The sequence below is a fragment of the Daejeonella sp. genome (assembly GCF_030684675.1).
GTDB lineage: Bacteria > Bacteroidota > Bacteroidia > Sphingobacteriales > Sphingobacteriaceae > Daejeonella.
Genome location: NZ_JAUXXZ010000024.1, coordinates 22,030 through 47,456, shown reverse-complemented (window position 1 = coordinate 47,456; position 25,427 = coordinate 22,030). Strand labels below are relative to the sequence as shown.

Genomic DNA, 25,427 nt, shown 5'->3' with positions numbered 1-25,427 from the left:
AGTTTATTGGTTCATTGTAAACAAGATTTCAATATCTTAATTGCCATCTTCCCACTCTCCACTCTCCACTCTCAATTGTCAACTATCAATTGTCAATTGTTATAATTCTTTAACCGCCTTCTTAAACTGATTCCCTCTATCCTCATAATTCTTAAACAGGTCAAAGCTTGCGCATGCAGGTGATAAGAGTACGGTATCCCCCTTTTTTGCGAGGTAATATGCAATCTGAACCGCCTCATTTGCCGAAAACGTATTTACTATTACCTCCACATCATTCTCAAAAGCCTCATGTATCCTTTTATTATCCTTACCCAAACAAACGATTGATTTTACTTTAGACTTAACCAGATCTTTAAGCATGCCATAATCATTGCCCTTATCCACCCCACCAAGGATAAGTACAACATCTCCCGGCATACTTTCGAGGGCATACCAGGTTGAATTCACATTCGTTGCTTTAGAATCATTGATAAAATCGATTCCCGAAATTTTGGCCACATGCTCAAGGCGATGTTCAATATTGGTAAAACTTCCCATGCTTTCGCGAATGGTCTCGTTTCTTAATTCAAGCACCTTTGCAACTATGCCCGAAGCCATAGAATTATAAATGTTGTGCTTGCCCTGCAGAGCTAAATCGTTAAGTGACATAGTCAGTGATTCTTGGTTTGTGTGGTGTAGGTTAATTATGATTTGCTCTCCCTGAAGAAAAGCACCTGTTTCAAGGGTTTTCTCAATGGAGAAAGGGTAGGCTTTTGAGTTTATCCGGCGCTTTGCCAGACCCTTTTTAATTTCCTCATCATCAGCACAATAGATGAACACATCGTCCTGTTGTTGATTCTGAGTGATTCTGAACTTGGAATCCGAATAGTTTTCCATTTTGTAATCATACCTGTCAAGATGATCAGGTGTGATGTTTAGTAAGACAGCGATATCGGCTTTAAAGCTGTACATATTATCGAGCATAAAGCTGCTGATCTCCAAAACATAACATTCAAAATCATCGAAGGCGACCTGCTTCGCAAAGCTCTTACCAATATTACCTGCGAGACCCACATTAAGACCTGCATTTTGCAGGATATAATAGGTAAGCATGGTTGTGGTAGTCTTGCCGTTTGAGCCGGTGATGCATATCAGCTTTGCATTGGTGTATCTCGCCGCAAATTCAATTTCAGAGATGATTGAAATATTTCTTTCAATCAATTTTTTGATAATTGGAGCTTTTTCTGGAATTCCCGGGCTCTTAATCACCTCGGTAGCAGTAAGAATACGATCTTCGGTATGCTGATTCTCTTCAAAAGGGATTCCTGCCTGCTCCAGTTCTTTCTTATACTGATCAGCAATAGGCCCGAAATCTGAAACAAATACGGCAAATCCCTCCTTCTGAGCCAATAATGCTGCACCTGTCCCGCTTTCACCGGCACCTAAAACAACGATATATTTCTCAGCCCCCATTAACGCAGTTTTAAAGTCACAATAGTTATAATTGCCAGTAAAATTCCAACAATCCAGAATCGTGTAACGATTTTGGCCTCATGATATCCCTTCTTCTGATAGTGATGATGCAATGGCGACATTAAAAAGATTCGTCTTCCTTCGCCAAACTTCCGCTTCGTATACTTAAAATAGGAGACCTGCATAATCACGGAAAGATTTTCGACAAGGAATACTCCGCATAGTGCAGGAATCAATAATTCTTTACGGATCATGATCGCGAAAGCGGCAATAATTCCACCTATAGCCAGGCTGCCTGTGTCTCCCATAAAAACCTGGGCAGGATATGAATTATACCATAAAAAACCAACGCATGCCCCAACAAATGCACCGGCAAAAATTACAAGTTCTCCTGAATTTGGGATATACATGATATTCAGGTAATCGGCAAAAATGGTGTTACCCGAAACATAAGCTAGAATAGCAAGCGTGATGCCGATAATGGCTGATGTCCCTGTGGCCAATCCGTCAATACCATCAGTAAGATTGGCTCCGTTCGAAACCGCTGTTACGATTACAATCACAAACAATAAAAAGACAACCAGTGAATACTTTTCATATCCATCTCCAAAGACGGTTAGCACCTTGGCATAATCAAATTCATTATCCTTGTAAAAAGGGACATTGGTGATGGTCGATTTCAGGTCCTGAGTATAGTAAAACTGATCACCACGTTTATGTACATCCAATGGTGCACTAACCTTTGCGGGCAGCGTGACCTGTTCCCTGACCACAATATCGGGGTGGAAATACATGGTCCAGCCAATAATCAATGCAAGACCCACCTGACCCATAATCTTAAAACGACCTGCCAGACCTTCTTTATCCTTTTTAAACACCTTGATATAATCATCAACAAAACCAATCAAACCCATCCAGACCGTGGTTACCAGCATGAGAATAATATAGATGTTATCAATTTTGGCAAAAAGTATGGTCGGCAACAGAATTCCAAGAAGAATGATCAATCCTCCCATGGTTGGAGTACCCTGCTTTTGCATCTGGCCTTCAAGGCCCAGATTCCTGACCGATTCACCAACCTGTTTTGCTCTAAGTAATCTAATGAGACGGCTGCCATAAACCGTGGTCAGAATCAGGGATAAGATGACAGCCATTGCAGTACGAAACGAGATAAACTGGAACAATCCTGCTCCGGGAATATCATATTGCTTATCCAGCCATGTGAACAGATAGTATAGCATTAGCTCATCAGATTTAAAAATTCAGTTAAAATCTCCTTATCATCAAAAGGGAGTTTCACCCCAGCGATATCCTGATATTTTTCATGACCTTTTCCGGCAACCAGGATAATATCACCGGGCTTTGCCAAATGACAGGCTGTACGGATTGCTTCTTTTCTATCAGTAATTGAAAGTGTCTTCTTCTTATTGCTTGGCATCACCCCTTCTTCCATCTCCTTAATAATCTGCTCCGGAACTTCAGAACGTGGATTATCAGAGGTCAGGACAACCTTTGTACTCCAGTCGCATGCTACTTTGGCCATCACCGGACGCTTGGCTTTATCCCTGTCACCTCCGCATCCGATAACAGTGATTACCTGTTCGGTTCCTTTGCGAATATCCTGAATGGTGCTCAGTACATTCTGCACCGCATCGGGAGTATGGGCATAATCTACAATGCCAATAATACCTGAGGGCGAAATAATATAATCAAAACGGCCTTCGGCACCGCTTAACCGGCTGAGGGAAGTCAATACCCTGGTACGATCCTGCTCAAGCAATAATGCTGTAGCATAAACTGCAAGCAGATTGTAGGCATTGAAGCTTCCTACCATCTTAAACCAAACTTCTTGCCCGTCGATATTCAGCAATAAGCCACTGAAATGATTTTCAATAATTCTGGCTTTAAAATCAGCTATATTCTTAAGTCCGTAAGTCTTTCTGTGGGCTCCGGTATTCTGAAGCATCACAATCCCGTTCTTATCATCAATATTGGTGAGCGCAAAAGCCTGGCTGGTCAAACCGTCAAAAAAGCTCTTCTTAGCTCTCAGGTAGGCATCAAATGTCTTATGAAAATCGAGGTGATCATGGGTTAGGTTAGTAAATATCCCACCCGAAAAACTCAGCCCTTCGGTTCTGTACTGAGTCATTGCATGCGAACTAACCTCCATAAAGCAATAATCACAGCCGCTTTCGACCATATCATTCAGCAGACTGTTCAATACTACCGGATCAGGCGTTGTATGAGTAGCCGGAACTACAAGGTCATTGATCTGATTTTGAACGGTAGAAAGCAAACCTGTTTTATATCCCAGATCCTGAAATAATTGAAAGAGTAAGGTAGCAATCGTTGTTTTGCCATTCGTACCTGTAACACCAACCAGCTTTAGTTTTGAAGAGGGATTATCATAAAAATTGGATGCAGTTATTCCGAGTGCCTTAGCTGAGTTCTCAACCAGAAAATAGCTTACCTTTTCCCTAAATTCAGCGGGAAATTCTTCACAAAGCACAGCTATGGCGCCCTGATCAATAGCACGTTCCATAAAAGCATGTCCATCAGATTCAGTTCCACGTACTGCCACAAATAAAACTCCGGGAGCCGCTTTTCGCGAGTCGAAGCATATACCCGACACTTTCCCGTTGGTTGAACCCGAGACCTGCCTGAGTGATACTCCGTATAATATATCCTTGAGCTTCTTCATCATTCGAGTTCTAAAACAATTGGAAGACCCTTTTGAACACTTGTACCGGCTGCAAGCGATTGCCTAACCACCTTTCCGCTTCCGCGAACCAGTACTTTCAATCCCGAATTTCCTGCAACATAGAGAGCATCCTTCAATCCCATTCCGCTCACATCAGGCACCAAACCTTCAGTGATCTTTACTTCCTGAGAAACAACACCCTTATTGGTATCCAGACTTATATAATCGGAATTGGAGGCAAACAATGCCTTGATACCGAATGCTTTATAGACAGCCTGAGTTGCTTTACGTTCTCCGGCCTTTGCCTCAGGCAGCTTAAGGCTTCCTGTAAATTTTTGCTCCTTAAGTGGATCAAACATATTGATATCGCTTGCGAAAACCCTGTCGGCAATCTCTCTGAAAACCGGACCGGCCACAGATGCTGCATAATAGGTGCCTTTACGCGGGTTGTTGACCACCACAATCAGCGAATATTTTGGATTATCTGCCGGGAAGTAGCCACAGAATGAAGCCTGATACTTCTTATCCACACGATAACCCTTATTGGCATCGGCAACCTGAGCAGTTCCGGTTTTTCCGGCAATTTTATAGAGCGGAGAGGCCAGTGACTTTGCTGTCCCATTTAAAACAACAGCTTCCAAAAGTTCCTGTGCTTTTTTGATGGTCTCATCCGAAACAATTTTCTCATTGATTACCCTTGCCTTGAACTGCTCCACGGTATTTCCCAGACGTCTGATCTCGCGGACAAAAATCGGAGCAATATATCTTCCATCATTCGCTACCGCATTATAAAAAGCCAGCATCTGCAATGGAGTGATCTGCATCTCATAGCCATAGGCCATCTGAGGAAGGGTTTGTTTTTTATTCCAACTTCTGTTCTTTGGATTTTTAATAACCGGCTGGCCTTCACCCGGAATCTGGAGTTCTAATTTCTTATTCAACCCCCAATCATATAAATGAGCAGGGAATTTTTCCTGATCATTCTGATAAGCGGCATTGATCAATTTTGCGATGGCTACGTTTGATGATTCTTCAAAAGCACGTTTAACAGAAACGGTTCCTATACCTCCATGCGAGTCGCGGATAGTATGTCCTGGAATACGGTAAGTTCCGTCTTCGGTAGCTACTAAAGTACTGGTATCAACCTTTTTATCCTCAAGCAGGGCCATGTAGGAAGCCAGCTTAAAGGTAGAACCTGGATCCTGACTTGCAGCAATTGCATAATTGAACTGCTCTTTATATTCACCTTCACTTACCTTACTGAAATTGGCAACTGCCCTGATTTCACCTGTGGCCACTTCCATCAGAATAACGCAACCATGATCCGCATCACTGGTAATCAATTGCTTTTTCAATGCCCTTTGCGCCACATCCTGCATATTGATATCAATAGTCGAAATGATATCAGCACCTTCTTTTGGTGCAATTTCAATATCCTGGTTAACAGGCATCCAAACGCCACCTGCAATACGCTGCATAAGACGCTTACCGCTTTCTCCGTCTATATAGGCACTGTATGCACCCTCAAGGCCAACCGGCTGTACGTTTTTGTTCTTATAACCAATAGTTCTGGCTGCAAGAGTCTGAAATGGCAGAATTCGCTTATTCTGATGAACGGAGATGAGTCCGCCTTTATAACGACCCATATTAAAAATCGGGAACTTTCGGATCTCCTTTAACTCAGTATGAGTTACGTTTCGCTTCAGAAGCAGATAACGTGCACGATCAGTCCGGGCTTCACGAAGCATACGTGAATATTGTTTTTTTGACTTATCGCCAAAAAATGAAGACATTTTAGCAGCTAGTGAATCTACCTTTTCATAAAAAACCTCATCCCTTTCGATGCCACCGGCCAGCATATCCATTCGGACCTCATATTCGGGTACCGAAGTAGCCAATAAACTGCCATCCATCGAATAGATATTCCCCCTTGCCGCTTCTACATTTGCAAAACGGGTAGAAAGACTATCCGCCATGGATCTCCATTTCTTTCCTTCCACAATCTGAACATCCACAAGCTTATAAAGCACCGCAAAAGCCAGTAATACGATCATCCCAAAGGCGATGTACACACGGAGCAATATGTCGGTTCTTATATTCATGTTTGTTGTTGGTTGTTAGTTGTTAGTTGGTTAGTAAATTCTACTTCATTGTCAACTATCATTTTCTACTCTCAATTAACTGTCATCCCGACGCAGGAGGGACCTCATCCAATTAATATCAATATTCAATCAAATTCATTCTCACGTATCACAATCTTCTTTGGTGGTTCATTCGGTTCAATCAAACCAAGTGTATCCACCTCTTTAGCTACTTCTGTCTGGGTGCTTTTCAGCATCAGATCAGCTTTTAATGTTTTAAAATCCCAGCTCAGTTCTTTCACTTCTTTGCTTAGCTTGTCGATATCCCGGATATTATTCTCGGCAAAATGCCGGTTACCGATATAGATCATTGCCAAAAAAGCGACAAACACAATAAATGGCAGCAAATGAGTAGCCGACTCCTTAGAGATTACTCCCTCAGTAAACATCAGGGTAAAGAAATTCTTTGGAAGCTCAGCCTTTTCTGATTGCTCAGTCATAGGTTCAGCTTCCTGATCCAATTCCTCTTCCGTTTTGTCCTGTTTAAATTGGTTATTCATTCTTCAAGCCTTTATCAGCTTAACTTTTTACTGCTATTCTCAGTTTGGCACTCCGTGCCCTGTTATTCAGTTTAATTTCCTCTTCAGAAGCAACAATCGCTTTCCGCGTGATGCTTTCCAGGGGCTTGATCTGGTTTCCGAAAAAATCCTTCTCCACTTCACCCTGAAACTTACCCTTGGCAATAAAATTCTTGACCAGCCTGTCTTCAAGTGAATGATAAGACATCACTACGAGGCGACCCTGCGTTTTAAGCACATCAACAGTTTGTTCCAGGAACTCTTTCAAAGCCTCCAGTTCCTGGTTCACCTCAATACGGAGAGCTTGAAAAACCTGAGCCAGATATTTATTTTCTTTCCCTTTCGGAATTAGTTTTGAAATGGCTGTTTTTAGCTCATCAACGGTATCAATAGGCTTGTTCAGTCGCTGTGTTACCAGTGTCTGAGCCAGCGTTTTAGCATTTTTGATCTCTCCATAGATTCCGAAAATGCGGTGCAGTTGTTCCTCACTATAGGCATTGACTATCTGTTTAGCCGTAAGTGAACTCCCCTGATCCATACGCATATCCAGATCGGCATCAAAGCGAATGGAGAACCCCCGTTCTGGCTGATCAAATTGGTGAGAAGAGACACCCAGATCAGCCAGAATACCATCCGCAGGAATGGCGCCCTGCAAACGGCAATTATTTTTGAGGTAGCGGAAGTTCTGATCAATAAAGGTTAATCGATCATCTTTTGGTAAATTCTTCTGGGCATCGGCATCCTGGTCAAATGCAAGCAAACGACCTTTAGGACCCAGGTGCTTTAATATTTCGCGGGAATGGCCACCACCCCCGAATGTTACGTCAACATAAATCCCATCCGGCTTAATGTTCAGTCCTTCCATACATTCCTGCAGCATCACCGGATTATGATAATCAGTCATGCGCCCTCCTTCCCATACTGCCCATTACCTCTTCGGCCAGATTGGCGAAGTTTTCAGGCTCATTATCCATCTGAGAGTCGTAAGCATCTTTTGCCCATACCTCTATTTTATTCAGTACGCATGAAAGGACAACCTCCCCGCTGATACCGGCATATTCCATTAAAGCTTTAGGAAAAAGGATACGGTTTGCAGAATCCAAAGCAAGCTCGGTAGCCCCCCGGGTGAAATAACGGATAAAATCACGGCTTTTCTTTTCGTAAGCATTGAGCTTACTCAGTTCTTCGGTGATGCTATCCCACTCCTTTTTAGTGTAAATAACCAGATGTTTTTCAAAGCCACGGTTGATCACAAGTCCTTCACGCTCAGCTTCGGGAAGCTGTTTCTTCAGGCTGGATGGTATCATCATCCGGCCTTTAGCATCAAGTTTACAATCAAATTCTCCTAAGAAATGGGACATTATGGGTATTTACATATTTATTCAATTGTAAAAGTAAATAACTTACCACTTTTTACCACTATCTCCCACAAAAAAAGTTTTCCACAGTTTTTGGAGATAAAAATCTCTCACACAGCGGAGAATCAGGCACTTGGCTTTTGGGAAATCTGATCAGACTAGGCGTAAGAAGTGATCATTGAATGTGGGCAAGATTCATTCAAACCAATATGACGATAAAAAGAAAATCTTGAAACCCAATTGATATTCAGGAAAGCTGCATTTGCTGCTAGTGTAACTAAAAACAATAATGATCATCAAATAAATAACAAATCCCAGACGCTCAGATTAGCAATCAATCCGGATCTTTAAAGAACTCATCAAAAATGAAAGCTTTTACAAAAAATAAATATGGTGGTCCTGAAGTACTTCAATTAGAAGAAGTTGAGAAGCCAAAGATACAAGATGATCATATCCTGGTTAAAGTTGAAGCGAACTCCGCGAATCCCGCCGACTGGCATATTCTGAGAGGCAAACCCTTTTTCGCACGATTTACGTTTGGATTATTCAAACCAAAGGATAAAATTCCGGGAGCTGACTTTGCTGGCATCGTTGAGGAAGTGGGAAACAATGTAAAGCAATTCAAGCCTGGAGATAGGGTATTTGGAGAAACTCTTAAAGGGGGTGCTTTTGCAGAATATATCTGTGCGCCGGCAAACGTTTGTGCCATCATACCAGACGGAATAGATTCCAAAGTAATGGCAAGTATACCTATCGCCGGGGTAACGGCATTGCAGGCCCTGATTACCCATGGCAAACTCAAAGCAGGTGAAACAGTTTTAATCAATGGCTCTTCGGGAGGTGTGGGTCATTTCGCTGTTCAAATTGCAAAGGCTTGGGGCGCCAGGGTAAGTGCTGTATGTTCAGACAAAAATCTTGACTTTGTAAAAAATTTAGGTGCTGACGAGGTGATTCCATACGATAAAGAAAATATACATCAGCACAAAGAAAAATACGACCTTATTATTGATACCAATGGTAATCTTAATCATGAAGACTTTGTACGCATGGGGAGACGGGGGGTATTGGTAGGTTTCACAAACATGGGACATATGATGTCGGTACTTTTAAAAAGTGTATTTAGTAAATTTCCTCTCGCACAATTTACGGCAGAAGCAAATATTAAAGATCTTGAGATTCTGGCCTCTTTAATACAAAATGAGAAAATTAAAGTTCATATAGAAAAGACCTTTCCCTATAAAAATATACCGGAAGCTATTGGCTATATTGAAGCCATGCGTACCAAAGGAAAAGTAGCAATGGTTTGGGAGGGTCTGGAAGAAGATTAAAATATCTAAAAAAGAAAATTGGAAACAGAAAAACCTTTAGTCAACAGGAAATATCTGCTGGAAAAATATCCCGGGAAAGGCGGCTGGACCTATGCTGCCATCCCCGAAGTTTTGCAGGAGAAAACATTTCCTTTCGGCTGGGTAAAAGTCAGAGGTTGGATTGATGATTTTGAGATTAAGAATTACAAACTGATGCCAATGGGTAATGGCAAGCTTTTTTTACCTGTTAAAGCGGAAATCAGAAAAAAGATAGCTAAGAAGGAAGGCGATTGGGTTATTATAACATTGTATGCTGATACAAATCCAATTGAAATACCCGAGGAATTCTTAGATTGCCTTAAAACTGACCCCGTTGCCTTTGAAATATTTTCATCTTATACTGATGGGCAAAAAAAAGAATTTATTGACTGGATTTATTCTGCAAAAACCGAGAGCACAAAAGTTGAACGAATTGCAGAAACATTAAACAAACTGGTAAAACGAGAGAAACTGAAGAATATTAAATAAACCTTTTGAACCCATAGGACCTTATAAATATCTGAGAAAGCTTTTAAACAATGGAAAATTTACCGGCCTATATCAGCGTACTATTCGGACTAACAACAATTCTGACAGCCTACCTATTTTATAAAGCTGCCGGCAATTCAAAACCAGTCCTCTTGATTATACTGATCTGGCTGGCAGTTCAGGCTTTCATTGCAAGCTCAGGTTTTTATACTGTGACAGATACTTTGCCACCAAGATTTTTATTATTGGTTTTGCCACCATTTCTTGGCATCACCGGACTTTTTATGAGTCCAAAAGGCAGAAAATTTATCGATAGTTTGGACTTAAAGAGGCTTACGATATTACATACTATTCGAATTCCGGTTGAAATTGTGCTCTTCTTCCTGTTCATTTATAAAGCCGTTCCTGAACTGATGACCCTTGAAGGAAGAAACTTCGATATTTTATCGGGAATTACCGCTCCTGTAATTTTCTACTTTGCATTTATAAGAAAACAATTCGACCGGAAAGTTCTTTTAATTTGGAATGTGATCTGCCTTGGACTTCTTATAAATATTGTAAGCAATGCTATTCTTTCTGCCCCATTTCCTTTTCAGCAATTTGCCTTTGAACAGCCCAATATTGCAATTTTATATTTCCCTTTTATCTGGCTACCCTGCTGTGTGGTACCTTTAGTTTTACTTTCTCACCTGGCAGCAATCAGACAATTGTCAAATTATGACAAGAAGGCATAATTAATTTTACTATCAATTTAAAAACAAGGTATTTTAGAAAATAGAACAGAATGATTATCAAGGTTTTGATTTAGGAACAAATAAATGAGCTTCCTGAAGAGACTAAGTGGCAGTTTCATGTGGTACTAAATACCATTCAAAATATATTCTAATGGAAAATAACAGGTACTTATCCCCGGAAGAAGCCGAAGAACTGTTCATCATATTAAAATCCCGGTTCGAAAAAAACATGAACAGGCATATTGGCATCGACTGGACTGATGTAGAAGCAAAACTAAGTTCCGGGAGCAATGCCGAAAAATTATGGTCACTCAATGAAATGGAAAAAACAGGTGGTGAACCGGATGTTGTTGCACAGGATCAAAAAACTGGTGAATACATTTTTTATGATTGCTCTGCTGAGAGTCCGAAAGACCGCAGAAGCATTTGTTACGATGAGGATGCACTGGAATCAAGAAAAGAGCATAAACCTAAAAATAGTGCGGTTGGCATGGCTAAAGATATGGGCATTCAGATTTTATCGGAAGAGGAATACCGTGACTTGCAAAAACTTGGGCATTTTGATACAAAAACCTCAAGCTGGATCAAAACACCAGAAAAGATCAGGGAAATGGGAGGCGGTATCTTCGCTGATTTTCGCTATGGTAATGTGTTTGTTTATCATAATGGGGCTGAATCTTATTATGCTGCCAGAGGATTCCGTGGTTCCCTAAAGATTTAATCCTATAGCTTCCAGAGTTATTTAAGCTTATAAATTTGTTTTAGAATATGAAACTAAGACCAGAAGAATTACCAGAAAACGGATACATTTTGCTTGACCAGTTAGGTCATAAAGAATTGGTTCCCTTTATCCAGACTTACATGAAGAAACGAACCAAATTCTCTGTTATTTATTATATCTGCAACTTTCTAATCTTCGGACTGACGGGCTATTTATTAGTCTCAGATTTTAATTCTGAGACTTACAGTTTCGCGGCAAAATTTACCAGTTTCAGCTATGGATTGGCTCTAGCTCTACTCTTGTTACCTTTGCATGAATATATCCACGTACTTGCTTATAAAATGAATGGTGCTGCAAATACGTCATATGATGCTAATCTCAGGAAGTTTTATTTTATGGCACTTGCCGATAAATTTGTTGCGAACAAAAGGGAATTCCAGATCGTTGCACTTGCCCCTTTCCTGATAATCAGCAGCATTCTGATTGGCTTTATCTTCATTGCAGATCAAAACTGGACCTTAACCTGTGTAGCTACCTTATTAGCACATACTGCAATGTGTTCCGGTGATTTCGGACTGCTGAGCTATTTTGACTATCACCAGGATAAAGATGTTGTAACCTACGATGAAGTCGGGAACAATATTTCCTGCTTCTATGGTCGGCTAAAACGTTAATAATCAGGCAGAATTCCGTTCTGCATTGATAATCCCAAAAGAACAGCGCATAACAAGTTTCTCAAATACTTTAACCTCGTGTGAATCTGAAGATTTAGTACCCTTTTCTCTGATCATGGTTAGGGCGTATTGCTGAATGGTAATTAGTGGCAATTCAATGCGCTGCCTCATCCGGATTGAAAGCTGATCGGTTTCCCTGTCAGCCATTAACTCAGATTTACCCGTCAACAGGAAAATGTATTTTTTTGTTCGCTCAAATTCTTCATAAAATAAATTCCACAGAACCCCATATTTTGGATGTTTCGATAAATAGGAAGTCAATGGGAAAAAGCATTTACTCATTGCCATTTCACAATTACCCATAAGCGTTCTGAAATAAAGGGAGTGCTTATAAAGATTTTTAATATCTCCCCATTTACCTTCCGCTTCCAGTTTCTCAAAAGCAAGTCCTACACCATAATAACCCGGAATATTTTGCTTTAGCTGGCTCCAGGCACCAACATAAGGTACAGCTCTGAGATCATTCAGATTTAATTTTCCTGCTTTACGCTTAGACGGTCTGCTGCCAATATTGGCTTCTGCATAATAACGTAGTGGACTTGCAAAATTCAGGTACTCAAGAAAATCAGGATTGTTCTTCAGAATGCTAAATGCCTGATAACTTTCTTCAGCTAATTCCTGAAGTAATTCTTCTTCAGAGCTGCTCATTGTGGAACTTCTTAATGAAAACAGCGCATTACTGATTCCTGAATGCATTAATTGCTCCATATTGAATCTTGCCGAAGCCCTGGTACCAAAATTAGAACTGATTGTCTGACCCTGAATGGTCAATTGTATCTCTTTATTGGCAATATTTTTACCCATCGAAGCATAAAATTGATGGGTTTTACCACCGCCCCTTGCCGGCGGGCCTCCCCTTCCATCAAAAAACACTACTTCAATGCCATATTCTTTTGAAATTCGGGTTAATTCTTCTTTCGCTTTGTATATACTCCAGTTAGCCATCAGATATCCGCCATCCTTGGTGCCATCTGAGAATCCGAGCATGATCGTCTGGGCATTTTTTCTGCGTTTTAAATGCTTCCGATAAATTTCATTCTGGTACAGGATCGTCATCACTTTGGCTGCGCTCCTGAGGTCACCAATGGTTTCAAATAAGGGAACAAAATCAATTTTTAATTCCTCCTTTTTCCATCCGGCCATTAGACATAAACCATAAACCTCCATGACATTCAGCGCACTGGTAGTATGACTAATAATATATCGGTGACAGCCTTCAGGTCCGTTAAATCGTTGAATGGTTCTGGTGGAAAGAATGGTATCAAAGGTATCCTTATCAAGATCTGTATCAACTACCAATGAATCAATATTCTGCAAAAGCTGAATTTTTGATTCTTCTGAAAGATTTTTATAATTTTTGGGAAGAACGCTGGTTTTTTCTGAAACAAGTTCTACCAGCTCCTTATGAACCGAACTATCCTGTCTAACATCCAATGAGGCAAAGAACAAACCAAATAAGTTAACCTTATCGAGTAAATTGTTTACCTTGTTTAGAAACAGGCTATTATGTTTTTCAATGAGTATGTCCCTAATTTCTATCAAAGTAGCACTTATTTCATCCTTTGAGAGGTACGCATTATATCCTGGAATAAACAGATTCTTATAAAGCCGGTCTTCCAGAGAAGCCAACAAGGTATCAACACCCTGGAATGTCAGTCTGCCTTTAAGTAAGCGCACCTCCATGTAGTAGCATTTAATGATACTTTGCCTCAAAGCTTCTGCGACTTTTAAGGTAGTATCTGCTTTTACAAAAGGATTTCCGTCACGATCGCCTCCCGGCCAGAATCCCATCCTGATCAATTGATTTTCTTCTGTTACCGCATCAGGAAATTCACTGTTCAGAAAAGATAAAATATGTCCTGCTGAATGATAAAAAACATTCTCTAAAAACCATATCAGGTTAACTGCTTCATCGTATGGTGTTGGTTTTTCCTTTTTAAAGAATGGTGTTTTTCCTAATTGCTGCAGGTAGGTATTCACCAAAACCGTATCATCCTTTTGAAGCGCTTTCCCAAGATCATGGATAATACCCAGAACTGCACTCGGGTAAAACTGATTGGGATGAGCGGTTAGTACCAGGCGAACAGAAAAATCTTTGAGCTTCTCTGCCAGTTGCTGCTGGGAATTTGTCTGAACAACTTCGGTTTGAAGCTGCTTTAGAGTACCTGAGCCATCCATATCATGAGTGGCACTAAATGCTGCATCTTCCAATGCATCAAATAATACGACCTGTCTTTCAGAATATTGAATAAATCTGAATAAAAGATCTATCTGCTCTTTACTACTGACATAGTTGGTGTACTGGCGAAAAAATGAATCTATAATTTCCGCCGGGCTCTGATTATTTCGAAAGCCTTCTTCACAATGCAGCAAAAATAAAGAAAGTAAAATTCCTGTTTTTTCAACCTTATGAAATGGCAGAGAAGTAAACAAACTGTTATACATCTCAAACTTTGTTCCAACAAGATTCTTAAATTCAGCCAGGGTATTACTCATAATAATTCAATCTAAATGCAAAGGTACAGCGCAAAAACTGCATCAGGGCTGAAATTACATCAAAATGGAGCGAAATCAAAAACAGGGTAATAAAAATATGCTATTCTGTTTCAGAGAGGTATTCAAAATCTGATGAATGCGGATTATTTTCACTCAATTCTGAACGCCAGCAGCATCTATTGTTTTAAAAAATCTTGAAGATGTTTGTTGAATTCATGAGCTTGTTCAAGATTAGAAACATGGCCAGCATGATTAACAATGCGAAGTATTGACCCTTTGATACTTTTATTCATAAATTCAGACTGAGCAAGGGGCGTTACCTGATCTTCTCTACCGCAAATAATCAATGTTGGAATATTCACCTCACTTAGTGAAGAACACGTTTCAGAACGCTCAGCTAATGCTCTTAGACCCATTATGATTACATGCTTAGAATTTGAAAGGATAATATTTCGAAGTTCCTCAACAATTTTCTTTTTTTCAGTCAATGAATCCTTATGGAAAACATTTTTTACAAATCCTTCAGTGAAGTTTTCAGTTCCGTTCAAAGCTATTTCATCGATCAGCTTATAGCGCTTTGCCTTTCCTTCAGGAGTGTCGGCGATACATTGCGTATCACATAAAATCAAGGCCTCAAAACGATCAGAGTATCGTTTATGTGCATTAAGCGCAATGTAACCACCCATCGATAATCCGCAAACAACAGCTTTATCAATGTTCAACCTATCCATAAACTGTATTAGATCATCTCCAAACAAATCAATGCTCAGGACTGATTCCTCGTCTTTGGAATTTCCAAATCCTCTTATGTCACAGGCAATCACACGATTTGAAGACTTTAAAAAATCAAGCTGAGCCTGCCACATTTGCTTACTGAAGGGAAACCCATGCAAAAAAATAATTGGAACAATCCCTTCTCCAAGATCATCATAAGATAAATCGAAGTTATTCACCCTGCTCAGTAAATTATATCCCTTAGCTACTCTTTCCATGAATTTCTTTTTAACAGACTATTACAGTGAATGATATTTTTGATTCAAAAATTGACCTTTGCTATATTTCATCCCTTAATTAGTATTTTCAACACAAATCTAATAATGAACCAGGGTTTTAACTTACATGATTTCTATAGAGAATTATAAAATTCACACTTTACCTTAAATACCAATTATTATATAACGCCTTTAGTGACTATTTTATGTTGTTGCTTTTTGAAAAAATATTAATTCAAACGCAAAGGACGGCCAATTAAACAGACCTGAGTATTAAAAATGCTTCCTGCCTGAGAGGGTATTAACGCTGAAACAGAAAAGAATTTTTAACCAGTTAAAAAGGAATAGATGATAAATTATCAACAAGAAGAAAACCTGAGTGTTGACGAATTCAAAAGCGTATTGCTGAATTCAACTTTAGGAGAAAGAAGACCAATTGGGGAACCTGAAAGATTGTCTGAAATGCTCAAACACGGCAATTTAATAATAACTGCGAGAGATAATGGCAAACTCGTTGGCATTGCCCGATCTCTGACTGACTTTGTATTTTGCACCTACCTGTCAGATTTGGCTGTTGACAAAAAGTATCAGAAAATGGGAATTGGCAAAGAATTAGTCAGACAAACCAAAATAACTACACCCAGGGCGAAACTAATTTTACTTTCAGCTCCAAAAGCAGTGAACTACTATCCTAAAATTGGCATGACTAAATGGGATCAATGCTTTATACTCGACAATATCAATGATTTAAGATAGGATGTTTCAGAAATCTGTTAAAGGGGATTAATTAGCTCTTCACATCTGTTTGTTACTAATCCGAAGATAACTATCTTGAGAAAATTTAACCCTAATCCAAGGCATATACCCGATGAGAAAAATCATTTTACTTTTCTGCTTTTGTCTCTGCTCAGGCACATTGTTAAGCCAGGCCAGAAGCCAGAGCAAGCCTTTTATACTAGGTGAGATCCTTGAGATAAACTCTTTAGAATTAGCTGAGAAAAGAACCCTGAACATTTACCTGCCAGCTGGTTACAGCAGGGCTGACAGTTCCCGATACCCGGTAATCTATTTGCTCGATGGTTCTGCAGATGAAGATTTTATACATGTTGCCGGATTGGTACAATTCAATAATTTCCCCTGGATTAACCGCCTTCCTGAATCCATTGTAGTGGGTATAGCTAATATCAATCGCAAACGGGATTTTACCTATCCCAGCAGTATTGAGGAGGATAAAAAACAATTCCCAGGCACAGGGCATTCCGACAAGTTCATCGCTTTTATTGAAAAAGAACTACAACCCTTTATTGAGAAGGAATACAATGTAAATGATTCAAAAATGATTATCGGTCAATCTCTAGGAGGCTTACTGGCTACCGAAATCTTAATGAAAAAACCTGAGCTCTTTAATAAATATATCATCATCAGCCCCTCTTTATGGTGGGACAACGGCTCCTTGCTCAAACAAAATTCCAGCCTGCTTTCTGAGGGTTTCTCTCAAAGCACCGGCATTTATATCGGGGTTGGGAAAGAAGGGTTAAGTCCCGGAAATACACCCCATGTAATGGAAATGGATGCCAATTTACTGGCTGAAAAATTAAAAGCCGGCAAAAGTAAAACAGTGCAGGTACATTTCGATTACCTTCCGGATGAGGACCATGCAACGATCACACATCAGGCCATTTTTAATGCTTTCAGATTATTGTATCCTTTAAAAGAGCGTAGCAAATAGTCAGAACGATTAGATAATCAGCTGATTATGAAAAATCAATTTTTATTTCTACTTTCCATTATAGTTTAGCTTTGAATAGCTAAAAAATATTCTTTTAACTAACCAGTTTGAAACAAATTCATGAATAAATACATCATCGGCCTTTGGCTATTTGTACTATCGTTTAATGCAAATGCCCAGCATAATCTTCCAGGCGACTTCCTTAGTAAAGAATTTCATGCTGGTAGAAGAGAAGCCTATCGCCAGAAGATGCCCGAAAATTCAGTCGCTGTAATTTTTTCCTTCCCTGAGCGGGTATTTTCTAATGACGTTACCTACAGCTACCACCCTAATCCTGACCTGTATTACCTGAGTGGTTATAAAGAACCTGATGGTATGCTGATCATCTTTAAGGAGATGCAAAAAAATGGCGATCGATCATACAATGAAGTGATTTTTGTCCGGAGTCGTAATCCTTTACTGGAACAATGGACAGGTCGGCGGCTTGGCGCAGATGGTGCAAAAAAAGATTTAGGTTTTGCTTATGCATTTACCACAGAACAGTTTAAAACATTTGAAATTGACTTCAACGGCTTTAAAAGTATACAATATGATATATTCCCGGATGATGCCGGTTCAGGGACATTGCAATCAATGATCAACACATTCTCTGAAAAAGCACAGATAAAAAAACGAGAGAATAAATACGTGATTCAGGCACATAATCTGCTCGCCAATTCTACTTCTCCTTCAAATCTGGCTAACAGAGTAAGCCGGATCAAAGCAAGCATGGCCAATACGGAAGATGCTGATTACCGGAATGATCCGCTTTTAAACCAGATCATTCAAAATCCTGATGAAGCTACTCTGGCCATGGTACAGAAAAAGATTAAAGAAAATCCGTCCCCTTCCCAGGAATATAACAAACTGATTTCTTCTCTAAGGGAGATTAAAACTCCTGAAGAACTGGTTTTACTAAGAAAATCTATTCAGCTTTCGGCCATTGCCCATAAAGAAGTAATGAAGGCTATCACACCTGCCATGTCTGAATCAGAGCTAACAGGAATATTTCATTATGTTCATAAACGCTATGGTGCAATGGATGAGGGTTACCCTCCAATTGTGGGTGCTGGTGGCAATGGCTGTATACTTCATTATATTGAGAATAATGCCACAAAAGTTGATAATCAGCTGGTTTTGATGGATGTAGGATCTGAGTATCATGGTTATTCGGCCGATATCACCCGGACGGTTCCTGCAAACGGAAAATTCAGTCCTGAGCAGAAAGCGATCTATCAGTTGGTTTACAAAGCTCAGGAAGAGGTCTTTAAAATTGTAAAAGAAGGAACACCATTCCGGGATCTGAATGTAAAAACTACTGAAGTGCTTGCACAAGGGCTGCTGGAACTTGGTATCATCAAAGAGAAAAAAGATGTCTCGCGATACTATATTCATGGTGTTTCACACCACCTTGGACTCGATGTTCATGATAAAAACATCACACCAGTGTTAAAAGAGAATATGGTGATTACGGTTGAGCCTGGTATTTACATTCCTAAAGGCAGCCCTTGTGATCCTAAATGGTGGGACATTGCCGTTCGGATTGAAGACGATCTGCTAATCGGCAAATCCGGGAATGAAAACTTATCAGTCGCTGCACCGCGAAAGCTGGAAGAGGTTGAAGCTACTTTGGCACAAAAGAGCGCATTGAATAACCTGACCCTTCCAAAACTGAAGTAGCCAGGATTTTGTATTGCTTATTCATAAAATGAAAATTACTGAAATGTAATTTAAATTTTTAAAGATGATGATGGACTCTAACCCAAACAGAAAGCTCTTTTACGGAAATGCATATCTGTATTTTATCCTGGCGGCAGTGCTTACCATTTTCGCTTTCTTCCCATCCTATTTCAATCGTTTAACAAGTACGGATAATGCTCATCACTTTCATGGCATCACAGCTACTTTGTGGTTAGTCCTGCTGATCATACAGCCATTTCTATATAAAACCGGCAACCTTAAATGGCATAGAAGAATTGGTAAATTATCTTTTTTATTAGTCCCGCTGATCATTCTAAGTGCGCTGAACATGGTGCAAATCATGCTGATCAGGAAAGATTCCTTTCCTCCGTTTGTCCCGTATCAGTTAGCATTCATAGATTTCGTAACATTAATTCAGTTTCTGTTATTCTACATCCTGGCAATTTATAAGCGTAAAGAAATTCAGCTTCACGCACGTTATATTGCTTGTACAGTACTAGGGCCTTTAATACCAGCTCTGACACGTCTTCTTTTTCAATTCCCCATTATTAATAATTTTGATAAATCACTTAATATCAGCTATATCATTATCGAAACTGTACTTGTATTATTGTTGCTGGATGATAAACGGACAGGAATGATACACCTGCCATACCTGTTAGCTTTGGTTCTGTTCATACTTCAACATTTACTCATGAATTTTGTTTCACAATGGGAATTCTGGATTAAAATAATGGATGCATTTGCCCTGATGAAAATTTAAAAATAAACCATGAATAGATTTTTCCTTTTGATTCTGCTGTTAATCAGCATTAATTCTTTTGCTCAGAAGAAGCAAAACCCTGAAGAAAAAGAAATTCTGTTGAAAGTTCAGCAGTTTTTTGATGCACTCGAAAAACAGGACACGGTACTGTTTAAATCTATATTACTAACAAATGGACAAGTCTGGGCGATCTCTGAAAAAGAAAATGCAGCAAAATATTCTATGCGGCAGTTTAGTGATTTCATGAAAACTTTGATAAATCCGGCAAGGGTTATTCAGGAAAGAATGCTTTCTTCAGAAGTAAAAATTCACAATCGGATTGCGATGGCCTGGGTACCTTATACCCTGAATATCAGCGGCAAATTCTCACATTGCGGAGTAGATCTATTTACTATGCTTAAAACGATTGAAGGCTGGAAAATAGCTACTGCTGCCTATACAATTGAACCCGAGGGCTGTTCCGGTTCCGGGTCAGACCCGGAATGACAAACAGGTCAAGCCCAATGTCATTATTTAAGAGTCGGGAGGTTCCACAGACATTTTAAAACCATGAAACCAAACAGTCTCTTAAATAATGAAATTGGGGTCAAGCCCGAAATGACAAATCGCCTATGATATTACTATCCTTCTGTCATTCCGGGCTTGACCCGGAAGAAATCGCCTTCACCCCTGGCAATTCCTTGCCTTCCATGTATTCCAGCAGCGCTCCACCGCCGGTAGATACATAGCTTACTTCATCCTCAAAACCGAATTTAGCCACCGCAGCGGCAGAGTCTCCTCCACCTATCAATGAGAATGCACCATTTTTTGTAGCCTCTACTACTGCTTCAGCAACTGATTTGGTCCCTGTTTCAAATTTTTCCATCTCAAAAACACCCATCGGGCCATTCCAAAGGATAGTTTTGGAACTCTTAACAACAGAACTGAAACTTTTAACTGACTCCGGGCCAATATCAAGTCCCATCCAGCCAGTAGGTATAGCATCATTTTGAGCAATTGCAGTATTGGCATCAGCGGCAAAGGCATCTGCTACCACTGAATCAACTGGAAGAAGCAAATTAACGTTTTTAGCTTTCGCCTTTTTCAACAATTCAATTGCAAGATCTAGTTTATCATCTTCGACCAATGAATTACCAATCTGCCCTCCCTGCGCCTTCGCAAAAGTATATGCCATTCCACCCCCAACAATCAGGTTATCAACCTTTTCCAATAATTGTTCTATCAAAAGAATCTTATCAGACACTTTTGCACCACCCATAATTGCAGTAAACGGCTTTTCGGCATGATTCAATATTTTCTCGGCATTAGCCAGTTCACCGGCCATCAGGTAACCGAAATATTTAGCAGCCGGAAAGAATTTAGCAATGATCGCAGTAGAGGCATGCGCACGGTGAGCTGTACCAAAAGCATCATTTACATATACATCGCCCAGAGCAGCCAGCTTTTCTGCAAATGCTTCATCACCTTTTTCTTCTTCTTTATAAAAACGGAGGTTTTCAAGTAATAAGACTTCACCAGATTTTAACTCCTTCGCTTTCGAAACAGCACTCTCACCTATGCAATCGTCAGCAAACTGAACATCCCTGTTTAATAAGATGGCGAGATGCCTGACCAGGTGCCTTAAGGAATACTTCTCTGCAGGCCCGTCTTTAGGCCTTCCCAAATGTGACATCAAAATAACCGAACCACCGTCATTCAATATCTTCTCAATAGTTGGAACAGCCCCAACCATGCGGTTATCGTCTGTAATATTGAACTTATCATCAAGCGGGACATTAAAATCGACGCGTATAAGTGCTTTCTTACCAGAAAAATTTAAAAAATCTATCGTATTCATATAATCATTTGTTAGGCTTATTTATTACTGGATCTTCAGGTACATTACCCTGTGAGGACCAACACCCATAATTTCGAATTCATCAGAAATGATTTCAAATCCTATGCCCAGATAAAATCTGCAGGCATTTTTTCTGGCATTACACCAGATATAATTTACTTTTCGGCCCCGGAGGTAAACTATCGCAAAATTGAGCAACTGATTGCCAATTCCCTTTCCCTGATAATCTACCCTTGTGGCCATTCCTCTCAATTGATATCCCTCACCCGCATAACCATTTTTACCCTGCTTGTGAAAACTTCCGATGCAGATCAGTTCATCGTCCTTAAAATAGCCCAGGTGAAATGTATTTTCGTCATCATCTCCATCAAAACGGCAAAGTTCAGGAGCTAATCCCTCTCTTAAGACAGGGCTTCGCAGAGCCAATGCATCTTTTGTGCTGATAAATCTGATCATAACAGGGAGATTATTTTCTAAGAGCAGCAATTTTAATCACCAGATCAGCCAGACGGTTCGAATAACCTGACTCATTATCATACCATCCAACAACTTTGACCAACTCACCAACCACTGAACTAAGTTCAGAGTCAAAAATGCAGGAATGGGGATTATCCAAAATATCAACCGATACAATTGGATCCGAGGTATATTCGAGAATCCCTTTTAAATATCCTTGTGAGGCTATTAAAAAAGCCTCATTAATCTCCTTAGTACTCACCTTCTTTTTAAGTGTGCAAGTAAAGTCTGTAAGTGATCCATTCAAAACCGGAACACGAATACCCGCACCTCCCAATTTCCCTTCGAGGTGCGGAAAGATCGTAGTGATCGCTTTTGCTGCACCAGTAGTGGTTGGAATAATGGATGCTGAAGCTGCTCTGGCTCTCCTAAGATCTTTATGAGGAGCATCATGCAGATTCTGGTCACCGGTCATGGAGTGCACTGTCGTAATGTAACCATCTACAATACCCCACTGGTCATCCAATACTTTAACCATAGGCGCAACATTATTGGTTGTACAGGAGGCGTTTGAAAGAATTGATGCATGTAGATCAACCAGATGGTCGTTCACACCCAAAACTACAGTAGCAATTTCCCTGTCGGATGAGGGAGCAGAAATAATAACCTGCCTGGCTCCTGCCTGCAAATGTAAACCGGCGCCGGCTTTATCAGTAAATTTTCCGCTAGACTCAATGACCAGCTCAACATTCATTTCCTTCCACGGAAGTTTCGACGGATCCTTTTCAGCAAAAACCCGGATCTTTTGGCCATTTATTACTAAATGACCATTTTCAGCGGATACTTCCCCCTCAAATCCTCTGTGAACAGAGTCGTATTTAAACAGATGAGCAAGGGTTTTTGTATCAGAAAGATCATTTATCGCAACAATTTCGAGTCCTGGTCTTTGTAGCAGGGCTCTCAGAGTAATCCTTCCGATACGGCCAAATCCGTTAATTGCAAGTTTCATATATACAGATAATGTCCAAAGTTATTCAAATGAATTAAAAAGAGCTTGTAAAATTTCAGTCAGGAAAAGACTTACGAATTTACTTAAGCATCATGCAAGATAAATTCGTCAGTCACTCATTTGATTTGCGACTAGCGAAATCGACTTTCCGCTCGGTCAGGTGATTTCGCAAGTCGGAGAAGTTCAGACTTACGAATTTACTTAGGCGTCATACAAGATAAATTCGTCAGTCACTCATTTGATTTGCGACTGGCGAAATCGACTTTCCGCTCGGTCAGGTGATTTCGCAAGTCGGATCGTTAAGACTTACGAATTTACCTGAGCATCATGCAAGATAAATTCGTCAGTCACTGTATTTTTTTGGCGACCCGATAGCTATCTGGTGACGAAATCAACTTTCTAAACGCCTATGTGATTTCGTAAGTCGGTGGATTGTCTCGTCCTGAAATTTTATACAGACTGGTTATCAATTCCTGTATTGATAACCTTCCAAAGCATATCTTTCAGTTCAAGCAGCCCTTTCTGAGCAACTGATGAGATAAAGACAAAAGGAATGGCAGGTAAATCCTGTTTCATTTCGTTCATCAGCTCCTCATCGAGCAGATCAGATTTACTGATAGCCAGGATGCGGGGTTTATGCATCAGTTCAGGATTATAATCTTCAAGCTCATTCAGCAGGATTTCATATTCCTGTTTTATTGTCCTTGCGGTATCTGCCGGGACTAAAAATAACAAAACAGAATTACGTTCAATATGTCTGAGGAAACGAATGCCAAGTCCCTTTCCTTTAGAAGCTCCCTCGATAATTCCCGGGATATCAGCCATAATAAACGAGCGGTTATCGCGGTAAGAAACTATACCCAAATTTGGAACAAGGGTAGTGAAAGCATAATCTGCAATCTCGGGCTTTGCTGCAGAAACTACAGATAGCAAGGTTGATTTACCGGCATTTGGAAAACCTACCAAACCAACATCTGCAAGGATCTTCAGTTCAAGCACCATCCACTCTTCCTTACCAGCTTCACCCGGTTGAGAAAAACGAGGGGTTTGTTTTGTTGAAGTTTTGAAATGCCAGTTTCCCAAACCGCCACGACCACCCGGAGTTAAAATCTTTGTTTCTCCATCTTTTGTGATTTCGAACAGAATTTCACCTGTTTCGGCATCTCTTGCGATGGTTCCCAAAGGAACTTCCAGTATCTCATCCTTACCTGTACGGCCTGATTTCTGTCCGCTGGATCCGGGAAATCCATTCTCGGCAATGATATGTTTCCTGTATTTCAGGTGAAGTAATGTCCAGAGCTGGCTCCTACCTTTAAGTATGATATGCCCACCACGCCCGCCATCTCCCCCATCAGGGCCTCCTTTGGAGGTCAGAATATCACGGTGTAAATGGGATGAACCCGCTCCACCATGTCCTGAACGACAGCATATTTTTACGTAATCAACAAAATTTGAGCTCTGAGACATAATTTTAATTTACAGAGAACAAAATCCGGGCAGAAAATTGATTGATCTCAGAAAGATTTATTGAAGAATATATCAGCATTAATAAGTATTTACCACTGAACAGATCGAATCAAAGATCTGATCAATAGTTCCGACACCATTAATACTGGTCAGTTTATTCTGCTCTTTATAGTAATTTGCTACCGGAGCAGTTTTAGAGTTATATTCAACAATGCGCTTGCGGATGATCTCAGGATTAGCATCATCCGGACGACCCGAATCTTTACCTCTTAATAAAAGTCGCTTTTCAAGTTCTTCAGGTTCTACCACCAGCGCTACCATTCCGGATATAGCTGATGATTTGGTCGCTAATAACTTATCTAGAGCCTCTGCCTGCGTTACTGTGCGGGGAAATCCGTCAAAAATAAAACCTCCGGCGTCTTTATTTGAATCCAGCTTATTGCTTATCATTCCAATAACAACTTCATCCGGAACTAAAACACCCTGATCCATCAGCTTTTTAGCCTCAAGACCTAATTCAGTCCCGTTAGAAATTTCGGATCTCAGAATGTCACCTGTAGACAAATGGACTAATTGATACTTTTCAATTAATTTTTCGGATTGTGTTCCTTTACCAGCTCCCGGAGGGCCAAACAATACTAAGTTCAGCATTCGAATGTAAATTATTTTCTATTTCAAATTAATTCGTTTGAAACAGAAATACCTAATAAAATATTAAAAGCCTTTTCGACTTAATTACGAAAA

24 protein-coding genes are annotated in these 25,427 nt (G+C 40.1%); 10 read left to right on the top strand and 14 right to left on the bottom strand.

Features of this window, described 5'->3' with window-relative positions; all coding sequences use genetic code 11:
* Nucleotides 1–99 precede the first annotated feature (99 nt).
* The 7 genes from murD to mraZ all read right to left on the bottom strand — a co-directional run bounded on the left by murD (nucleotide 100) and on the right by mraZ (nucleotide 8,173).
* Nucleotides 100–1,452 carry a UDP-N-acetylmuramoyl-L-alanine--D-glutamate ligase gene (gene murD, locus Q8M41_RS04490; protein ID WP_305364050.1) on the bottom strand — a complete coding sequence of 451 codons (1,353 nt, stop codon included), beginning with the start codon at nucleotides 1,450–1,452 and terminating at the stop codon, nucleotides 100–102.
* Entirely contained in the window at nucleotides 1,452–2,693 is a 1,242-nt protein-coding gene (gene mraY / locus Q8M41_RS04485) for a phospho-N-acetylmuramoyl-pentapeptide-transferase (RefSeq protein WP_305364049.1), read from the bottom strand. Before mraY ends, murD begins: the two co-directional genes overlap by 1 nt.
* On the bottom strand, nucleotides 2,693–4,153 hold the full coding sequence (locus Q8M41_RS04480) for a UDP-N-acetylmuramoyl-L-alanyl-D-glutamate--2,6-diaminopimelate ligase (protein ID WP_305364080.1): 1,461 nt from the start codon (nucleotides 4,151–4,153) through the stop codon (nucleotides 2,693–2,695). Before Q8M41_RS04480 ends, mraY begins: the two co-directional genes overlap by 1 nt.
* A complete protein-coding gene (locus tag Q8M41_RS04475) occupies nucleotides 4,153–6,255 on the bottom strand; it encodes a penicillin-binding protein (RefSeq protein WP_305364048.1) in 2,103 nt (700 codons plus the stop codon). The genes Q8M41_RS04480 and Q8M41_RS04475 overlap by 1 nt, the downstream gene beginning before the upstream one ends.
* Before the next feature lie 125 nt (nucleotides 6,256–6,380).
* On the bottom strand, nucleotides 6,381–6,794 hold the full coding sequence (locus Q8M41_RS04470) for an FtsL-like putative cell division protein (RefSeq protein WP_305364047.1): 414 nt from the start codon (nucleotides 6,792–6,794) through the stop codon (nucleotides 6,381–6,383).
* Nucleotides 6,795–6,813: 19 nt separating this feature from the next.
* Nucleotides 6,814–7,716, bottom strand: a complete 903-nt coding sequence (gene rsmH, locus Q8M41_RS04465; RefSeq protein WP_305364046.1) for a 16S rRNA (cytosine(1402)-N(4))-methyltransferase RsmH — start codon at nucleotides 7,714–7,716, stop codon at nucleotides 6,814–6,816.
* Nucleotides 7,709–8,173: a division/cell wall cluster transcriptional repressor MraZ gene (gene mraZ / locus Q8M41_RS04460; RefSeq protein WP_305364045.1), complete on the bottom strand. Its 465-nt coding sequence runs from the start codon at nucleotides 8,171–8,173 to the stop codon at nucleotides 7,709–7,711. The genes rsmH and mraZ overlap by 8 nt, the downstream gene beginning before the upstream one ends.
* 362 nt (nucleotides 8,174–8,535) lie before the next feature.
* Between mraZ and Q8M41_RS04455 the strand changes: the two genes are divergently transcribed.
* The 5 genes from Q8M41_RS04455 (at nucleotide 8,536) to Q8M41_RS04435 (ending at nucleotide 12,134) form a co-directional block, all read left to right on the top strand.
* Entirely contained in the window at nucleotides 8,536–9,498 is a 963-nt protein-coding gene (locus Q8M41_RS04455; protein ID WP_305364044.1) for an NAD(P)-dependent alcohol dehydrogenase, read from the top strand.
* An 18-nt stretch (nucleotides 9,499–9,516) separates the two neighbouring features.
* A complete protein-coding gene (locus tag Q8M41_RS04450; RefSeq protein WP_305364043.1) occupies nucleotides 9,517–10,005 on the top strand; it encodes a YdeI/OmpD-associated family protein in 489 nt (162 codons plus the stop codon).
* Between the two features lie 50 nt (nucleotides 10,006–10,055).
* On the top strand, nucleotides 10,056–10,739 hold the full coding sequence (locus Q8M41_RS04445; RefSeq protein ID WP_305364042.1) for a hypothetical protein: 684 nt from the start codon (nucleotides 10,056–10,058) through the stop codon (nucleotides 10,737–10,739).
* A 151-nt stretch (nucleotides 10,740–10,890) separates the two neighbouring features.
* The gene (locus Q8M41_RS04440; protein ID WP_305364041.1) at nucleotides 10,891–11,460 is read left to right on the top strand and encodes a DUF4256 domain-containing protein; all 570 of its coding nucleotides are present in this window, start codon (nucleotides 10,891–10,893) and stop codon (nucleotides 11,458–11,460) included.
* Nucleotides 11,461–11,507: 47 nt separating this feature from the next.
* Nucleotides 11,508–12,134: a DUF3267 domain-containing protein gene (locus tag Q8M41_RS04435; RefSeq protein WP_305364040.1), complete on the top strand. Its 627-nt coding sequence runs from the start codon at nucleotides 11,508–11,510 to the stop codon at nucleotides 12,132–12,134.
* 3 nt (nucleotides 12,135–12,137) lie between these two features.
* Here the strand turns inward: Q8M41_RS04435 and Q8M41_RS04430 are convergent, their stop codons facing one another.
* Both Q8M41_RS04430 and Q8M41_RS04425 read right to left on the bottom strand, forming a co-directional pair.
* Complete coding sequence (locus Q8M41_RS04430) at nucleotides 12,138–14,690, bottom strand: phosphoenolpyruvate carboxylase (RefSeq protein WP_305364039.1); 2,553 nt, start codon at nucleotides 14,688–14,690, stop codon at nucleotides 12,138–12,140.
* A 176-nt stretch (nucleotides 14,691–14,866) separates the two neighbouring features.
* Nucleotides 14,867–15,682 carry an alpha/beta fold hydrolase gene (locus Q8M41_RS04425; RefSeq protein WP_305364038.1) on the bottom strand — a complete coding sequence of 272 codons (816 nt, stop codon included), beginning with the start codon at nucleotides 15,680–15,682 and terminating at the stop codon, nucleotides 14,867–14,869.
* A gap of 348 nt (nucleotides 15,683–16,030) precedes the next feature.
* Here Q8M41_RS04425 and Q8M41_RS04420 point away from each other — a divergent pair, with 348 nt between their 5' ends.
* The 5 genes from Q8M41_RS04420 (at nucleotide 16,031) to Q8M41_RS04400 (ending at nucleotide 20,400) form a co-directional block, all read left to right on the top strand.
* Nucleotides 16,031–16,438, top strand: coding sequence for a GNAT family N-acetyltransferase (locus Q8M41_RS04420; RefSeq protein ID WP_305364037.1), 408 nt, complete (start codon nucleotides 16,031–16,033; stop codon nucleotides 16,436–16,438).
* A gap of 112 nt (nucleotides 16,439–16,550) precedes the next feature.
* Nucleotides 16,551–17,411, top strand: a complete 861-nt coding sequence (locus tag Q8M41_RS04415) for an alpha/beta hydrolase (RefSeq protein ID WP_305364036.1) — start codon at nucleotides 16,551–16,553, stop codon at nucleotides 17,409–17,411.
* Nucleotides 17,412–17,531: 120 nt separating this feature from the next.
* Nucleotides 17,532–19,130 (top strand): aminopeptidase P family protein, encoded by a 1,599-nt coding sequence (locus Q8M41_RS04410; RefSeq protein WP_305364035.1) that lies wholly within the window; start codon nucleotides 17,532–17,534, stop codon nucleotides 19,128–19,130.
* Between the two features lie 64 nt (nucleotides 19,131–19,194).
* Complete coding sequence (locus Q8M41_RS04405) at nucleotides 19,195–19,914, top strand: hypothetical protein (RefSeq protein WP_305364034.1); 720 nt, start codon at nucleotides 19,195–19,197, stop codon at nucleotides 19,912–19,914.
* 9 nt (nucleotides 19,915–19,923) lie between these two features.
* Nucleotides 19,924–20,400, top strand: coding sequence for a nuclear transport factor 2 family protein (locus Q8M41_RS04400; protein WP_305364033.1), 477 nt, complete (start codon nucleotides 19,924–19,926; stop codon nucleotides 20,398–20,400).
* A 145-nt stretch (nucleotides 20,401–20,545) separates the two neighbouring features.
* On the opposite strand, the gene pgk is transcribed toward Q8M41_RS04400, so the two are convergent.
* The 5 genes from pgk to Q8M41_RS04375 form a co-directional block, all read right to left on the bottom strand.
* Nucleotides 20,546–21,751 carry a phosphoglycerate kinase gene (gene pgk, locus Q8M41_RS04395; RefSeq protein ID WP_305364032.1) on the bottom strand — a complete coding sequence of 402 codons (1,206 nt, stop codon included), beginning with the start codon at nucleotides 21,749–21,751 and terminating at the stop codon, nucleotides 20,546–20,548.
* Nucleotides 21,752–21,775: 24 nt separating this feature from the next.
* A complete protein-coding gene (locus Q8M41_RS04390) occupies nucleotides 21,776–22,207 on the bottom strand; it encodes a GNAT family N-acetyltransferase (protein WP_305364031.1) in 432 nt (143 codons plus the stop codon).
* Nucleotides 22,208–22,217: 10 nt separating this feature from the next.
* Nucleotides 22,218–23,216, bottom strand: a complete 999-nt coding sequence (gene gap, locus Q8M41_RS04385) for a type I glyceraldehyde-3-phosphate dehydrogenase (RefSeq protein WP_305364030.1) — start codon at nucleotides 23,214–23,216, stop codon at nucleotides 22,218–22,220.
* A gap of 450 nt (nucleotides 23,217–23,666) precedes the next feature.
* On the bottom strand, nucleotides 23,667–24,683 hold the full coding sequence (gene obgE / locus Q8M41_RS04380) for a GTPase ObgE (RefSeq protein ID WP_305364029.1): 1,017 nt from the start codon (nucleotides 24,681–24,683) through the stop codon (nucleotides 23,667–23,669).
* A 78-nt stretch (nucleotides 24,684–24,761) separates the two neighbouring features.
* Nucleotides 24,762–25,334, bottom strand: coding sequence for an adenylate kinase (locus tag Q8M41_RS04375; RefSeq protein ID WP_305364028.1), 573 nt, complete (start codon nucleotides 25,332–25,334; stop codon nucleotides 24,762–24,764).
* Nucleotides 25,335–25,427 lie beyond the last annotated feature (93 nt).

Excerpts from the sequence above, each read along its gene's own strand:
- rsmH (WP_305364046.1), bottom strand. The coding sequence starts at position 7,716 with ATGACTGATTATCATAATCCGGTGATGCTGCAGGAATGTATGGAAGGA.
- Q8M41_RS04430 (WP_305364039.1), bottom strand. The coding sequence starts at position 14,690 with ATGAGTAATACCCTGGCTGAATTTAAGAATCTTGTTGGAACAAAGTTT.
- gap (WP_305364030.1), bottom strand. The coding sequence starts at position 23,216 with ATGAAACTTGCAATTAACGGATTTGGCCGTATCGGAAGGATTACTCTG.
- Q8M41_RS04445 (WP_305364042.1), top strand. The coding sequence starts at position 10,056 with ATGGAAAATTTACCGGCCTATATCAGCGTACTATTCGGACTAACAACA.
- Q8M41_RS04475 (WP_305364048.1), bottom strand. The coding sequence starts at position 6,255 with ATGAATATAAGAACCGACATATTGCTCCGTGTGTACATCGCCTTTGGG.
- Q8M41_RS04425 (WP_305364038.1), bottom strand. The coding sequence starts at position 15,682 with ATGGAAAGAGTAGCTAAGGGATATAATTTACTGAGCAGGGTGAATAAC.
- Q8M41_RS04455 (WP_305364044.1), top strand. The coding sequence starts at position 8,536 with ATGAAAGCTTTTACAAAAAATAAATATGGTGGTCCTGAAGTACTTCAA.
- obgE (WP_305364029.1), bottom strand. The coding sequence starts at position 24,683 with ATGTCTCAGAGCTCAAATTTTGTTGATTACGTAAAAATATGCTGTCGT.
- Q8M41_RS04400 (WP_305364033.1), top strand. The coding sequence starts at position 19,924 with ATGAATAGATTTTTCCTTTTGATTCTGCTGTTAATCAGCATTAATTCT.
- Q8M41_RS04440 (WP_305364041.1), top strand. The coding sequence starts at position 10,891 with ATGGAAAATAACAGGTACTTATCCCCGGAAGAAGCCGAAGAACTGTTC.
- murD (WP_305364050.1), bottom strand. The coding sequence starts at position 1,452 with ATGGGGGCTGAGAAATATATCGTTGTTTTAGGTGCCGGTGAAAGCGGG.
- pgk (WP_305364032.1), bottom strand. The coding sequence starts at position 21,751 with ATGAATACGATAGATTTTTTAAATTTTTCTGGTAAGAAAGCACTTATA.
- Q8M41_RS04415 (WP_305364036.1), top strand. The coding sequence starts at position 16,551 with ATGAGAAAAATCATTTTACTTTTCTGCTTTTGTCTCTGCTCAGGCACA.
- Q8M41_RS04480 (WP_305364080.1), bottom strand. The coding sequence starts at position 4,153 with ATGAAGAAGCTCAAGGATATATTATACGGAGTATCACTCAGGCAGGTC.
- Q8M41_RS04410 (WP_305364035.1), top strand. The coding sequence starts at position 17,532 with ATGAATAAATACATCATCGGCCTTTGGCTATTTGTACTATCGTTTAAT.
- Q8M41_RS04470 (WP_305364047.1), bottom strand. The coding sequence starts at position 6,794 with ATGAATAACCAATTTAAACAGGACAAAACGGAAGAGGAATTGGATCAG.
- mraY (WP_305364049.1), bottom strand. The coding sequence starts at position 2,693 with ATGCTATACTATCTGTTCACATGGCTGGATAAGCAATATGATATTCCC.
- Q8M41_RS04405 (WP_305364034.1), top strand. The coding sequence starts at position 19,195 with ATGATGATGGACTCTAACCCAAACAGAAAGCTCTTTTACGGAAATGCA.
- Q8M41_RS04420 (WP_305364037.1), top strand. The coding sequence starts at position 16,031 with ATGATAAATTATCAACAAGAAGAAAACCTGAGTGTTGACGAATTCAAA.
- Q8M41_RS04375 (WP_305364028.1), bottom strand. The coding sequence starts at position 25,334 with ATGCTGAACTTAGTATTGTTTGGCCCTCCGGGAGCTGGTAAAGGAACA.
- mraZ (WP_305364045.1), bottom strand. The coding sequence starts at position 8,173 with ATGTCCCATTTCTTAGGAGAATTTGATTGTAAACTTGATGCTAAAGGC.
- Q8M41_RS04390 (WP_305364031.1), bottom strand. The coding sequence starts at position 22,207 with ATGATCAGATTTATCAGCACAAAAGATGCATTGGCTCTGCGAAGCCCT.
- Q8M41_RS04435 (WP_305364040.1), top strand. The coding sequence starts at position 11,508 with ATGAAACTAAGACCAGAAGAATTACCAGAAAACGGATACATTTTGCTT.